Genomic DNA, 12,468 nt, shown 5'->3' with positions numbered 1-12,468 from the left:
TCTCAGTCGGTGATGAGCGGGAAGGCGTGCGTGTGGACGCGGACCGTCTTCGCGTCCGGGTCGTCCTTGTCGCGGAAGCGGTCGACGAGAGCGTGCATCTGCTCGATCAGCTCCTGCGTCTGCTCCCGGGTGAGCCGGAGCGTCATGCTGCTCATGTCGGTGGCCCGGTTCCACTCCTCCGACAAGGTGTGACGATTGCCGAGCCAGGTGGACAGCTCACGGGCGTGGGTGTTCGCCACCTCGTGCAGATAGAGGTCGGCGGCGCCTCGCACGGCGGGATTCGGGTCGTGCAGCAGGGTGTCGTCGAACTCCAGGCCCCGGACGGCCGCCCGCCACCACCGCTCCCGGCCCTTGCCGTGCTCGGGTGCGTCCTCGACGAAGCCGTAGGTGGCGAGCTGGCGCAGGTGGTAGCTGGTCGACCCGCTCGACTCGCCCAGTTTCTCGGCGAGTTGGGAGGCGGTGGCGGGTCCGCCGAAGCGGAGTGCGTCGAGCAGCTGCATGCGCAGCGGATGTGCGAGCCCGCGCAGCGAGCGGGCGTCGAGGGTGCGGACCTGCGGTTCCTGGGGCTCGTCCATGCATGCAAAGGTAGCCTTGCAAAGAAACCTCTGCAAGGGGTTCTTTGCAACGAGTTCTTTGTAAGCCTTCTTGGTCCGCTCACGCCGGTCGCGGAGCCCCTCAGCCCTCCTTCACGAACCCCTCGTCCGTCATCCAGTCCAGCGCCACCGCGTGCGGATCCTCCCCGTCCACGTCCACGCGCGCGTTCAGCTCCCGCGCCACCGCGTTGTCCAGCTTCTTCGTCACCGGGGCGAGCACGTCCGCGATGGCCGGCCACTTCCGATAGGTCTTGGAGTTGATCTCGGGCGCGGCGTTGTAGTTGGGGAAGAACTTCTTGTCGTCGGCCATGACCTCCAGGTGCATCGACTTGATGCGCCCGTCGGTGGTGAACACCTCGCCGTAGGTGCAACTGCCCTTCTCGGCCTGGGTGTAGATGATCCCGGTGTCCATCTGGGTGATCCGGGACGCCGGTACGTTCATCCCGTACAGCTCCTGCATGCCCCGCAGCCCGTCCGCGCGGTTGGCGAACTCGCTCTCCACGCACAGGGTGACGGCCTTCGGGTCGGACTTCGCCAGCGCGGCCACGTCGGACAGCGTCTTCGTGCCGTACTTCTTGAAGTTGTCCTGGTTCATCGCCAGCGCGTACGTATTGTTCAGCCGCGACGGCGGCAGCCAGGTCAGCCCGTTCTTCACGTCGGCCTTGCGCACGGCCTCCCACTGCCGCTGCGGGTCGTCGATGGGCTCGCTGTTGCCCAGGTACGTGATCCACGCCGTGCCCGTGTACTCGTACATGGCGTCCGCGTCGCCCTTGAGGACCGCCTCGCGCCCGCCGATGGAGCCCTGGATGCCGGTCCGGTCCAGGACGTCCGCGCCGGCCGCCTCGAAGGCGATGCCCATGATCGCGCCGAGGATGAGGCTCTCGGTGAACGACTTGGAGGTAACGGTCAGTTGGGCGCCCTTGAGCGGCTCGCCCTTCCCGATCGAGCCGGGCCTTACGTCGTCGACCATGGGGGAGCCGCTGGTCAGGCCGCAGCCGGGCATCAGCGCGGCCAGCAGCACGGCCGGTGCGAGGAGTGCGGCCCGCCTCATCGTCCGGCCTCCAGTCCGCGCGGCCGCAGCATCAGTTCGGCCAGCGACGCGAGCCAGTCCACCAGCAGGGCGAGTGCGATGGTCAGGATCGAGCCGAGCACCAGCACGGGCATGCGCTGGTTGGTGATCCCGGCCGTGATCAGCACGCCCAGGCCGCCGCCTCCGCCGAAGGTCGCAAGCGTGGCGGTGCCGACGTTGAGGACGAGCGCCGTCCGCACACCGGCCAGGATCAGCGGCACCGCCAGCGGCAGCTCCACCTTCGTCAGCACCCCGAGCTGCGACATCCCGATACCCCGGGCCGCCTCCAGCAGGGTGGGGTCGTTGGCGCGCAGGCCCGCGATCGTGTTGGACAGCACCGGCAGCACGGCGTAGGCGATCATGCCGATCAGGGCGGCCCTGCGGCCGATGCCCAGCCAGATCACCAGCAGCGCGAGCAGGCCGATCGCGGGGGTCGCCTGGCCCATGTTGGCGACGGCCATCACCAGCGGGGTGGCCCGCCGCAGGGCCCCACGGGTCAGCAGGATGCCGAGCGGGACCGCGATGACCAGCACGAAGAACGTCGAGATCACGGTGAGTTGGACGTGCTGCCACAGCGCCTTGGACACCTGCCCGTCGGACAGCGCGTTCTCGGAGATGGTGTCGAGGTCGGCCTGCTGGAACCACAGCCAGGTGGCGAGCAGCACGACGACCAGGAACACCGGCAGAAAGGTCAGCTTCTGCCAGGTGACCCGCCTGCGCTGCGGCGGACTCGGCGGCGGCGTGCGTTCCGCCTCCTGCTCCTGCTCCTGAAGCTCGGGTGTGCTCACGCCTTCCCCTCCCCTGAGAAGCCCTCCTGCTCCGCGTGGGTGCGCTCGGCCCGCGCCTCCTCCAGCTCGTGCTGGTGCTCCATGGCGTCCAGCCGGTCGGCCTCCAGCAGCTCGTGCACGGAGTTCATCAGCGTCTCCATGTCGACCACGCCGGTGTACTCCCCGCGCCGCCCGGTCACCGCCACCCGGCCTGCGTTGTCGGTGAGCACCGCCTCCAGCGCGTCGCGCAGGGTCGCGTCCCGGGTCACCGTGTCGTGCACGAGCGTGCCCGCGCGGGCGAGCGAGCCCTTGGCCCGCATCAGGTCCCCGCGCCGAAGCCACTTGTAGGGGCGGCCGCGCTTGTCGAGCAGCAGGATCTCGTTGGTGCCGCTGGAGCGCAGCATCAGGAAGATCTCCTGCAGCGGGGTGTCCACGGTCACTGTCGGATAGTCGGTGATCTCCACGTCCCGCACGCGGGTGAGGTTGAGCCGCTTCAGGGCCGCACCGGCGCCGACGAAACCGGAGACGAAATCGTCGGCCGGGTTGGTCAGAATCGCCTCGGGGGTGTCGAACTGAGCGATGTGTGATCGTTCGCGCAAAACCGCGATCCGATCGCCCAGTTTGATCGCTTCGTCGAAGTCATGGGTGACGAACACGATCGTCTTGTGCAGTTCGTGCTGCAGCCTGATCAACTCGTCCTGGAGATGGTCACGCGTGATCGGGTCGACCGCACCGAACGGCTCGTCCATCAACAGCACCGGAGGGTCCGCGGCCAGCGCCCGTGCCACCCCGACCCGCTGCTGCTGGCCGCCGGACAGCTGGCGCGGATAGCGGCCGTGGAACTCGCCCGGGTCCAGGCCCACCAGGTCCAGCAGCTCCTCCACACGGTCCTTGATGCGGCCCTTGGACCAGCCGATCATCTTCGGCACCAGCGCGATGTTCTGGGCGACGGTCATGTGCGGGAACAGGCCGGCCGACTGGATCGCGTAGCCGACCTTGCGGCGCAGCTTGACCGGATCGATGTCCGTCACGTCCTCACCGTTGATCCGGATGCGACCACTGGACGGCTCGATCAACCTGTTGATCATCTTGAGCGTCGTTGACTTACCGCAGCCGGACGGCCCGACGAAGATGACCGTCTCGCCCGCCTTGATCTCCATGTTGACGTTGTCGACGGACGGCTGCGGATTGCCGGGATACCGCTTGGTGAGGTTCTCCAGCTCGATCGTGGCACCGGTGGTCGATGCATCCACATCAGACACGGATCCCCCTCGGAATCGTCAGCCGCCCGATCAGGACGTACACGGCGTCGAACAACAGGGCCAGCACGATGATCCCGAGCGTGCCCGCGAGCACCTGGTTGAGCGCGTTCTTGCTGCCCAGGGATGCGATCCCGCGGAAGATCTCATTGCCGAGGCCGGGCCCGGAGGCATAGGCGGCGATGGCCGCGATGCCCATCAGCATCTGTGTCGAGACCCGGATGCCGGTCAGGATCGGCGGCCACGCCAGCGGCAGCTCCACCCGGGCCAGCCGCATCAGCCGGGACATCCCGATGCCCTTCGCGGCGTCCACCAGGGACGGATCGACCCCGCGCAGGCCGACGATCGAGTTGCGCACGATCGGCAGCAGCCCGTAGAGGATCAGGGCGATCACCGTCGGCGGCACACCGAGCCCGACCACCGGGATGAGCAGACCGATCATCGCCAGCGACGGAATGGTCAGCACGGTGGACGTGGCGATGGTGGCCAGGTTCCCGGCCCAGTCGCTGCGATAGGTGACGACACCGATCAGCACCCCGAGCACGGTCGCCACGACCATGCACTGGAACACGGCGCTGGCGTGCTGGAAGGCGTCCGTGAGCAGTTGCTGGTGGCGGTTGCCGAGGTACTCCCAGAAGTTCAAGCGCGCTCACCCCAAGGTCGGCTTAAGAATCACTCCCTCCGGTCCTCCGCGGCCTGCTCCACCAGCGGGATGACCCGCAGCGGAACGGGGTTCTCCATGACGATCGCGGTGGAGGCCCGGACGATCCCATCGAAACCGACGACCAGGTCGATCACACGCTGGAGATCGGCGTTCGAGCGGGCCACCAGCCGGCACAGCATGTCCCCGCTGCCGGTCGTGGTGTGCAGCTCCAGCACCTCCGGCACGGTCGCCAAGTGCGCCCGCACATCGGCCCCTTGGCCCTGCCGGATCTGCAGCGTGGCGAACGCCGTGACCGGGTAGCCGAGGGCCGCCGGATCGACCTCGGGACCGAAGCCGCGGATGACTCCATTCGACGTAAGCCGGTCCAGGCGCGCCTGCACCGTGCCGCGCGCCACGCCGAGGCGCCGGGACATCTCCAGCACCCCGATGCGCGGCTCGCGCGCCAGCAGCACGATGATCCGGCCGTCCAGATGATCGATCGCCACAAGTCCCTCCCGGGTGGTCATCCTGTACAGAAAGTCCGCCACTACGGGCCGGTCACTGCACAGATTGCCCAGTGAATACGCGAACTATTGCGCACCTTGCAGGTCGGCGCGAGGCTTCGGCTATGACGCAGACCACACACCACACTCCCGACACCGCCCGGCAGGCCGATCCCTTCCCGGTCAAGGGAATGGACGCGGTCGTCTTCGCCGTGGGCAACGCCAAGCAGGCGGCGCACTACTACTCCACCGCCTTCGGCATGAAGCTGGTCGCGTACTCCGGACCGGAGAACGGCAGCCGCGAGACCGCGAGCTACGTGCTGGAGAACGGCTCCGCCCGGTTCGTGCTCACCTCGGTGATCAAGGCCGCCACCCCCTGGGGCCACTTCCTCGCCGAGCACGTGGCCGAGCACGGCGACGGCGTGGTCGACCTCGCCATCGAGGTCCCCGATGCCCGCGCCGCGTACGCCTACGCGATCGAGCACGGCGCCACCTCCGTCGCCGAGCCGTACGAGCTGAAGGACGAGCACGGCACCGTCGTCCTCGCCGCGATCGCCACCTACGGCAAGACCCGCCACACCCTCGTCGACCGCTCCGGCTACGACGGCCCCTACCTGCCCGGCTACGTCACCGCCAAGCCGATGGTCGAGCCGCCCGCCCAGCGCACCTTCCAGGCCATCGACCACTGCGTCGGCAATGTCGAGCTCGGCAAGATGAACGAGTGGGTCGGCTTCTACAACAAGGTCATGGGCTTCACGAACATGAAGGAGTTCGTGGGTGACGACATCGCCACTGAGTACAGCGCCCTGATGTCCAAGGTGGTCGCCGACGGCACGCTCAAGGTCAAGTTCCCGATCAACGAGCCCGCCATCGCCAAGAAGAAGTCCCAGATCGACGAGTACCTGGAGTTCTACGGCGGCGCCGGCGTCCAGCACATCGCGCTGAACACCAACGACATCGTCGCCACCGTCCGCACCATGCGCGCGGCCGGAGTCCAGTTCCTCGACACCCCGGACTCCTACTACGACACCCTCGGCGAGTGGGTCGGCGACACCCGCGTGCCGGTCGACACGCTGCGCGAGCTGAAGATCCTCGCCGACCGCGACGAGGACGGGTACCTGCTGCAGATCTTCACCAAGCCGGTCCAGGACCGCCCGACGGTGTTCTTCGAGCTCATCGAGCGGCACGGCTCCATGGGCTTCGGCAAGGGCAACTTCAAGGCCCTGTTCGAGGCGATCGAGCGCGAGCAGGCCAAGCGCGGGAACCTCTAACGCATTTCAGGCAGCGGTGTCTTCGGTGGCTCGCCGAGCGCGTCCAGCGCCCGGCGGGCCACCGGCGCGTGCAGAGGCGAGAAGTACGGATTGATCCGCAGCGCCTCCTGAAGATGGCGCCGGGCGGGACCGACCATCTCCAGGTCCCGCTCGATCATCGCGCGGTGGAAGGTGTACAGCGCGCTGCGCACCCCGCCTCCGTGCTCCGCGTCCGTCGCCCGAAGGGCGAAGGCGAGCGCCTCCTCGTCCTGCCCGGCCCGGTGCAGCGCCCAGCCCAGCGCGTCCGCCACCGCGATCCCCGGCTGCCGCCGCCACTCCGCCCGCAACCGCCGTACGGCCGCCGCCGGATCCCCGTGGTCCGCCTCCAGCACGCCGAGCACCAGCTCCTCGTCGACCCCGCCCGCGCCGGCCGCCCGCACCCGCTCGCGCAGCAGGTCGTACTGCACCCGCGCCGCCTGCCCCAGCCCCAGCGACTCGTACAACTCGCCCAGCTCCAGCGCGTACTGCGGCACCGGCTGCTTCTCCAGCGCCGCCCGGTAGGCGCTCAGCGCCTCCGTCGTGCGCCCCAGGGCCGCCAGCGCCCGCCCCTGACCGGCCTGCGCGGCCCGCTGGTCGGGGTCCGTGCGCAGCGCCTCCTGGAAGTGCCTCAGCGCCGCCTCGCGGTCCCCGCGCTCGAACGCCAGCTGCCCGCCCCGCTCCAGCCACGCCGCCCGCTCGGCCGGGGTGCGGGCCGCCGCGGCCGCGTCCGACAGCGCCGCCGCCGCGTCCTCGCGCCAGCCCCGGTCCCGGTACACGGCCGCAGCCCGCGCCTGCACGGCCGGGCCGGAGCGCAGCTCCAGCAGCCGGTCGAGGGCCCGCTTCGCCGCCTTGTGGTCGTTCAGCCCGGTGCACGCCTCGATCAGCGGCCCGTACGCCGTCCAGCGCCGGGCATCCGCCCTGAGCGCGGCCTCGCTGTACCCGCGCGCGGTACGGAAATCCCTGCGGGCGTTCGCCAGCACGGCGAGGCCCTCCAGCGCGGAGGCGTTCCTGCGGCCCCGCAGCGAGGTCCGCAGCGCCCGCTCGGCCCGCGGGAACCACTCGGCGTCGGCCAGCCGCCGCCCCTGCTCCACGTACGCCGCCCCGAGCACCGCCCATGACTCGGAGTCCTTCGGATGCCCGCGCAGGTGCGCCTCCCGGTCGGCGATCAGCGCCGCCAGATCGGGCAGCGCGGCCGGCACCCCGGCCGTGACCGCCGTCTGCGCCAACGCGAGCGGCCCCGGCGACCCCACCGCCCCGTCCCGCCCGTCCGGCGGCAGCGCCATCAGCCAGCCGCCGAACCCCAGACACCCCACCAGCGCCCCGACGACCACCCCGTTCGCCAGGCGCGCCCGCAGCCGAGCAGCCTTCTCCTCGCTCTCCATGCCGCTCACTGTGCGTCAGTACGACGACCGCACCCGGGCAGCCCAGGGGCGCCGCCCGCGGGGTTCACACCGATGGCCCCGGGTGCCAGGCTGTGATCATGAGCCGTATCGAAGCCGCGCCCGACGAGGCGCAGGGCAACCTCACCGACCGGCTGCGCGCGGGCCTCCCGGCCGAGGCCGTCCTGACCGACCCGGACGTCACCGCGTCCTACGCCCACGACATGGCGAGCTTCTGCCCGGCCGGCGTCCCCGCCGTGGTGGTCCTGCCCCGTACGGTCGAACAGGTCCAGCACGTCATGCGCACCGCGACCGAACTCCGCGTGCCCGTCGTCCCGCAGGGCGCCCGCACGGGCCTGTCCGGCGCGGCCAACGCCTCCGACGGCTGCATCGTCCTGTCCCTCACCAAGATGGACCGCATCCTGGAGATCGACCCGGTCGACCGCATCGCCGTCGTCGAACCGGGCGTCGTCAACGCCGCCCTCTCCCGTGCGGTCGCCGAACACGGCCTCGCCTACCCGCCCGACCCCTCCAGCTGGGAGATGTGCACCATCGGCGGCAACATCGGCACGGCGTCGGGCGGCCTGTGCTGTGTGAAGTACGGCGTGACGGCCGAGTACGTCCTCGGCCTGGACGTCGTACTCGCCGACGGCCGCCTGATGTCCACCGGCCGCCGCACCGCCAAGGGCGTCGCCGGATACGACCTCACCCGCCTGTTCGTGGGCTCGGAGGGCTCGCTGGGCATCGTCGTACGGGCCACGCTCGCCCTGAAGCCGCAGCCGCCCCAGCAGCTCGTGCTGGCCGCCGAGTTCGCCTCCGCGGCCGCCGCCTGCGACGCCGTCTGCCGGATCATGGCCGACGGACACGTCCCGTCCCTCCTCGAACTGATGGACCGTACGACCGTCAAGTCGGTCAACGCCCTCGCCCGCATGGGGCTGCCCGACAGCACCGAGGCGCTGCTGCTCGCCGCGTTCGACAGCCACGACCCGGCCGCCGACCTCGCCGCCGTCGGCGCCCTGTGCGAGGCCGCCGGAGCCACCCAGGTCGTGCCCGCCGACGACCCCGCCGAGTCCGAGCTGCTCCTCAAGGCCCGCCGGCTGTCGCTGACCGCGCTGGAGGCCCTCAAGGGCACGGCGATGGTCGACGACGTGTGCGTACCGCGCTCCAGGCTCGGCGACATGCTCGCGGGCGTCGAGCGCATCGCCGACAAGTACGCCCTCACCATCGGCGTCGTCGCCCACGCCGGCGACGGCAACACCCACCCCACCGTCTGCTTCGACGCCACCGACCCCGACGAGTCCCGGCGCGCCCGCGAGTCCTTCGACGCGATCATGGCCCTCGGCCTGGAACTCGGCGGCACCATCACCGGCGAGCACGGCGTCGGCGTCCTGAAGAAGGAATGGCTGGCGCGCGAGATCGGCCCCGTCGGGGTGGAGATGCAGCGGCAGATCAAGCAGGTCTTCGACCCGCTGGGCATCCTCAACCCGGGCAAGGTGCTCTGAACCACCCGGCCGACGGCTCACTCCCCGTCCAGCGACTCGTCCGACGGCCACGGGTCGCGCAGCCACAGGTCGTCGGCCGGAGTCGGCGCCAGCAGCTCGGCGAGGCCGTCGTCGATGCCGAGCTGCTCCGCCTCGGAGCCCGGCGGGACCACCCGCAGCGTGCGCTCCAGCCAGGACGACACCTGCGCGGCGGGCGCCTCCAGCAGGGCGTCGCCGTCCGGCGAGCTGAGCGCCATCAGCACGACGCTGCGCCCCGCCACCTTGGTCGGCCACACCCGCACGTCCCCGTGCCCGCAGGGCCGGAACACGCCCTCCACCAGCAGTTCACGGGCGAAGGTCCAGTGCACCGGGTGCTCGGAGTTGATGTGGAAGGTGATCTGCACCGCGAACGGGTCGTCGGTGCGGTAGCCGAGCCGGGCCGGGACCGGGATGCTGCGCTCAGGCGACAGGATGAGCTTGAGCTCCAGCTCGCGCTCCACGACGGTGTTGTGCATGTCCGTTCCTTCCTCGTACGGGTCTGGCGTACGGGTCTCACGCTGGCCCAGGGGCGGGCCCGTACGAGTGGAGAGCGGGGTGGGCCCGGAGCATTACGCGGGTTCTGAGAAATTTTTTTCCGGGCTGCGTGGAGATGGGGGTACGGCGTTGCCCGGAAAGGAGTCGGTCCTGCGGGACGGGCCCTGCCGGTTGCGCGCGTCTGATAGATGTGGAGGCCCCCATACGACCCCCGAGCAGATACGGGACGACGGACATGAGCGCCCCAACCCCGGCCCCCGGTGACGACCGGCCCCGCGAGGGCTACTACCCGGACCCTTCCATTCCCGGATACGTCCGCTACTGGAACGGTTCTGCCTGGGTGCCCGGCACCAGCCGCCCGGCGCCGTCCGACGGCGAGCCGCTCGCACCGCCGCCGGGCATGGCGACGCCGCCGCCCGCCGTGGAGGAGACCGGCCCCCACTTCTTCGACGAGGACCCGCAACCGGAGCAGACTCCGGCCGAGCCGGCCTCCGCGTGGGGCGCCGACCGCACCCGGCAGTCCGGCTTCGGCGGCGAACAGGACCGCCGTGTCTCCTGGGGCGCCCCGGGCGCCGACCCGCGCGTCCCCGCCGACGCGCCCGACGCCGACAGCGGCAACACCTTCGTCTTCCGCCGCCCGACGGCGGGCGCCGAGCAGCCCCCGGCGGGCCCGGCCGGCGGTCCGGGCGTCACCGGTTCGGGTACGAGTGCCCCCGGCGCGGACAGCCCGGGCGGCGGCCCTCGCTTCGCGGGCGGGGCCGGCGGTTCCGCTGCCGCCTCCGCGGGGGCCGGTTCCCGTCCCGGTCCTTCCGACGAGGGGACCATGACCTTCCGGGCCGTCTCCCCGCGCGCGGGAGCACCCGGCTTCGCCGCGGGCAAGGCCGCCGCCGAGCGGGCCGGGGGCCAGGGCCCGTCGGGAGCGGCCGCCGCCCCGCAGGCCGGTGCTGCGCCGGTCGCCCCGCAGGGCAACGCCCAGGCCGGTGCTGCGCCTTCCGGCCCGCAGTCCGCCTCCGCACCCTCGGCCCCGCAGGCCGGTGCTGCGCCGATCGCCCCGCAGGGCAACGCCCAGGCCGGTGCTGCGCCTTCCGGCCCGCAGTCCGCCTCCGCACCCTCGGCCCCGCAGCCCACCCCGGGCGTCCCCCCGCAGTCGGTGGGCTCGCCGCAGCCTGCCCCGGTGGCGGCCGGCTCCCCGCTCACCACCGGCCCCGGCGGGGGCCAGTCCTCCTGGGCCCAGCAGGTGCACCGCCTCGCGGCAGGGCCGGGGGAGGAGCAGCCCGTCGCGCCCTGGAAGCCGCCCGTGGAGGACATCTTCCAGGCGGCGGCACGCCGGCAGGCCTCGGCCCGCCCGGCGGGGCTCGGCAAGCGGCTGGCGGCCCGGCTGATCGACACCGTCGTCGTCGCGGGCGTCACCGCGGCGGCCGCCGTGCCCCTCGGCACCAAGGCGCTGGACCACGTGCAGGGCAAGATCGACGAGGCCAAGCTGTCCGGGCAGACGGTCACCGTCTGGCTGCTGGACGGCACCACGTCGGCCTACCTCGGCGTCGTGCTGGCCGTCCTGCTGCTGACCGGCGTCCTCTACGAGGCGCTGCCCACCGCCAAGTGGGGCCGCACGCTGGGCAAGCGGGCGCTGGGCCTGGAGGTGCGCGACATCGAGGCGCACGAGCCCCCCGCGTTCGGCGCCGCACTGCGCCGCTGGCTGGTCTACAGCGTCCCCGGCCTGCTCTGCTTCGGCGTGATCGGCGTCCTGTGGGGCCTGTTCGACCGCCCGTGGCGCCAGTGCTGGCACGACAAGGCGGCGCACACCTTCGTGGCCGGGTAGCAACGGACGACCGGGTAGCCCGGACGGCCGCGCGCCGGATGCGCCGCCGGGGCCCTCGCGGTCCACTCGGGCCATGAGCACCGAACCGCCCCCCGGCTCCGGCGGCCAGCCGCCGGAGGACGACCCGTTCAGGAAGCAGCCCCCGCCCGGTGAGGGCTCGGGCTCGCCGTACGACGTGCCGCCGGGCGGCGGTGGCGCGCAGCCTCCCCCGTACGGCGGTCAGCCCCCGCCCCCGGGAGGTCCGTACGGCGGTGGTGGCCCCTACGGCGGCGGTGATGCCTACGGCGGGGGCGGTTACCCGGCCGACCCGCTGGCCGGCATGCCGCCGCTCGCGGACAGCGGCAGGCGCACCCTCGCGAGGATCGTCGACATGATCCTCGTGGCCATCGTCGTGTGGCTGCTCACCTGGGGCTTCGGTGTCGACAACTACGACGTGGACGCCGACGACGTCGAGGTCGGCAAGTCCTTCGGGCAGTCCCTGGTCGCGGCCGTCCTCTACATCGCGTACGACACCTTCATGATCGCCAGGACGGGCCAGACGCTCGGCAAGAAGTGGCTCAGGTTGCGTGTGGCCAACCTGGAGAACGGCGCGACGCCCTCGGTGCAGGCCACGCTGATCCGATCGGCGGTGCTGTGGGTGCCGTTCGCGTTCTGCTGCGCCTGTCTGTGGACGGCGATCTGCGGCGGCTGGAGCTTCTTCGACAAGCCCTACAAGCAGGGCCTGCACGACAAGGCGGCCAAGACGGTCGTGGTCAGCACCAACGGCTGAACGAGCGGGAAGAAAAGGGGTGGATCAGGCCGAGCCGCCCCTTTTCGCTTACCTGCGCCGTCAGTTGTCGGCGGCGACCGACGCCGCCACCGGCTCCTGCTGGGCGGGCGACGGCCGCGTCACCGCGGCCGGACGCGTCGGCCGCGCGGGCGTGCGCGCCGGCACGGCCAGGGAGACCAGCAGCCCGAGCGTGAGCGCGACGGCGGCGACCACTGCGACACCCGCGGCCGAACCGGCCCCGGACAGCAGCAGCATGGCGAGCGTGGACAGGATCACGGTGCACGAACCGTAGACGAGCTGTGCGGCAGTCGGACGAGGCATGGCAATCGTGTCCTCGGAAGCGGGGGCAAGGCTCACCGCCTG

General features: G+C 71.5%; 13 protein-coding genes. 4 read left to right on the top strand and 9 right to left on the bottom strand.

Annotated elements, in window-relative coordinates; all coding sequences use genetic code 11:
• Nucleotides 1-2: 2 nt before the first annotated feature.
• The 6 genes from ACIQ6Y_RS38130 to ACIQ6Y_RS38105 form a co-directional block, all read right to left on the bottom strand.
• Entirely contained in the window at nucleotides 3-575 is a 573-nt protein-coding gene (locus ACIQ6Y_RS38130) for an ArsR/SmtB family transcription factor (protein WP_404047132.1), read from the bottom strand.
• A 100-nt stretch (nucleotides 576-675) separates the two neighbouring features.
• Nucleotides 676-1,644 (bottom strand): glycine betaine ABC transporter substrate-binding protein, encoded by a 969-nt coding sequence (locus ACIQ6Y_RS38125; RefSeq protein WP_404047129.1) that lies wholly within the window; start codon nucleotides 1,642-1,644, stop codon nucleotides 676-678.
• A complete protein-coding gene (locus tag ACIQ6Y_RS38120; protein ID WP_404047126.1) occupies nucleotides 1,641-2,450 on the bottom strand; it encodes an ABC transporter permease in 810 nt (269 codons plus the stop codon). The genes ACIQ6Y_RS38125 and ACIQ6Y_RS38120 overlap by 4 nt, the downstream gene beginning before the upstream one ends.
• Nucleotides 2,447-3,691, bottom strand: coding sequence for a betaine/proline/choline family ABC transporter ATP-binding protein (locus ACIQ6Y_RS38115; RefSeq protein WP_404047123.1), 1,245 nt, complete (start codon nucleotides 3,689-3,691; stop codon nucleotides 2,447-2,449). Before ACIQ6Y_RS38115 ends, ACIQ6Y_RS38120 begins: the two co-directional genes overlap by 4 nt.
• The gene (locus tag ACIQ6Y_RS38110) at nucleotides 3,684-4,331 is read right to left on the bottom strand and encodes an ABC transporter permease (protein WP_404047120.1); all 648 of its coding nucleotides are present in this window, start codon (nucleotides 4,329-4,331) and stop codon (nucleotides 3,684-3,686) included. Before ACIQ6Y_RS38110 ends, ACIQ6Y_RS38115 begins: the two co-directional genes overlap by 8 nt.
• 29 nt (nucleotides 4,332-4,360) lie before the next feature.
• Nucleotides 4,361-4,837, bottom strand: coding sequence for an Lrp/AsnC family transcriptional regulator (locus ACIQ6Y_RS38105; RefSeq protein WP_404047118.1), 477 nt, complete (start codon nucleotides 4,835-4,837; stop codon nucleotides 4,361-4,363).
• 122 nt (nucleotides 4,838-4,959) lie between these two features.
• Between ACIQ6Y_RS38105 and hppD the strand changes: the two genes are divergently transcribed.
• Complete coding sequence (hppD, locus tag ACIQ6Y_RS38100; RefSeq protein ID WP_404047116.1) at nucleotides 4,960-6,105, top strand: 4-hydroxyphenylpyruvate dioxygenase; 1,146 nt, start codon at nucleotides 4,960-4,962, stop codon at nucleotides 6,103-6,105.
• Here hppD and ACIQ6Y_RS38095 read toward each other — a convergent pair.
• Nucleotides 6,102-7,505: a tetratricopeptide repeat protein gene (locus ACIQ6Y_RS38095; protein WP_404047113.1), complete on the bottom strand. Its 1,404-nt coding sequence runs from the start codon at nucleotides 7,503-7,505 to the stop codon at nucleotides 6,102-6,104. The genes hppD and ACIQ6Y_RS38095 overlap by 4 nt on opposite strands.
• Nucleotides 7,506-7,597: 92 nt before the next feature.
• On the opposite strand from ACIQ6Y_RS38095, the gene ACIQ6Y_RS38090 reads away from it, so the two are divergent.
• The gene (locus ACIQ6Y_RS38090; RefSeq protein ID WP_404047110.1) at nucleotides 7,598-9,004 is read left to right on the top strand and encodes an FAD-binding oxidoreductase; all 1,407 of its coding nucleotides are present in this window, start codon (nucleotides 7,598-7,600) and stop codon (nucleotides 9,002-9,004) included.
• A gap of 17 nt (nucleotides 9,005-9,021) precedes the next feature.
• On the opposite strand, the gene ACIQ6Y_RS38085 is transcribed toward ACIQ6Y_RS38090, so the two are convergent.
• Nucleotides 9,022-9,498, bottom strand: a complete 477-nt coding sequence (locus tag ACIQ6Y_RS38085) for an SsgA family sporulation/cell division regulator (RefSeq protein ID WP_404047108.1) — start codon at nucleotides 9,496-9,498, stop codon at nucleotides 9,022-9,024.
• 254 nt (nucleotides 9,499-9,752) lie between these two features.
• On the opposite strand from ACIQ6Y_RS38085, the gene ACIQ6Y_RS38080 reads away from it, so the two are divergent.
• Together ACIQ6Y_RS38080 and ACIQ6Y_RS38075 are read left to right on the top strand one after the other, a co-directional pair.
• Entirely contained in the window at nucleotides 9,753-11,336 is a 1,584-nt protein-coding gene (locus ACIQ6Y_RS38080; protein ID WP_404047105.1) for an RDD family protein, read from the top strand.
• A gap of 73 nt (nucleotides 11,337-11,409) precedes the next feature.
• Nucleotides 11,410-12,105 (top strand): RDD family protein, encoded by a 696-nt coding sequence (locus tag ACIQ6Y_RS38075; protein WP_404047103.1) that lies wholly within the window; start codon nucleotides 11,410-11,412, stop codon nucleotides 12,103-12,105.
• A gap of 60 nt (nucleotides 12,106-12,165) precedes the next feature.
• Here ACIQ6Y_RS38075 and ACIQ6Y_RS38070 read toward each other — a convergent pair whose 3' ends face one another.
• Nucleotides 12,166-12,426, bottom strand: a complete 261-nt coding sequence (locus tag ACIQ6Y_RS38070; RefSeq protein WP_404047100.1) for a hypothetical protein — start codon at nucleotides 12,424-12,426, stop codon at nucleotides 12,166-12,168.
• Nucleotides 12,427-12,468: the final 42 nt, after the last annotated feature.

It is taken from the genome of Streptomyces sp. NPDC096205 (genome assembly GCF_044763135.1).
GTDB lineage: Bacteria > Actinomycetota > Actinomycetes > Streptomycetales > Streptomycetaceae > Streptomyces.
Note: the sequence above shows the minus strand (reverse complement) of the source record. Positions and strands in the feature narration are given on the sequence as shown.

Coding starts and splice junctions, on each gene's coding strand:
- ACIQ6Y_RS38130 (WP_404047132.1), bottom strand. CDS start 575: ATGGACGAGCCCCAGGAACCGCAGGTCCGCACCCTCGACGCCCGCTCG.
- ACIQ6Y_RS38125 (WP_404047129.1), bottom strand. CDS start 1,644: ATGAGGCGGGCCGCACTCCTCGCACCGGCCGTGCTGCTGGCCGCGCTG.
- hppD (WP_404047116.1), top strand. CDS start 4,960: ATGACGCAGACCACACACCACACTCCCGACACCGCCCGGCAGGCCGAT.
- ACIQ6Y_RS38095 (WP_404047113.1), bottom strand. CDS start 7,505: ATGGAGAGCGAGGAGAAGGCTGCTCGGCTGCGGGCGCGCCTGGCGAAC.
- ACIQ6Y_RS38085 (WP_404047108.1), bottom strand. CDS start 9,498: ATGCACAACACCGTCGTGGAGCGCGAGCTGGAGCTCAAGCTCATCCTG.
- ACIQ6Y_RS38080 (WP_404047105.1), top strand. CDS start 9,753: ATGAGCGCCCCAACCCCGGCCCCCGGTGACGACCGGCCCCGCGAGGGC.
- ACIQ6Y_RS38075 (WP_404047103.1), top strand. CDS start 11,410: ATGAGCACCGAACCGCCCCCCGGCTCCGGCGGCCAGCCGCCGGAGGAC.
- ACIQ6Y_RS38070 (WP_404047100.1), bottom strand. CDS start 12,426: ATGCCTCGTCCGACTGCCGCACAGCTCGTCTACGGTTCGTGCACCGTG.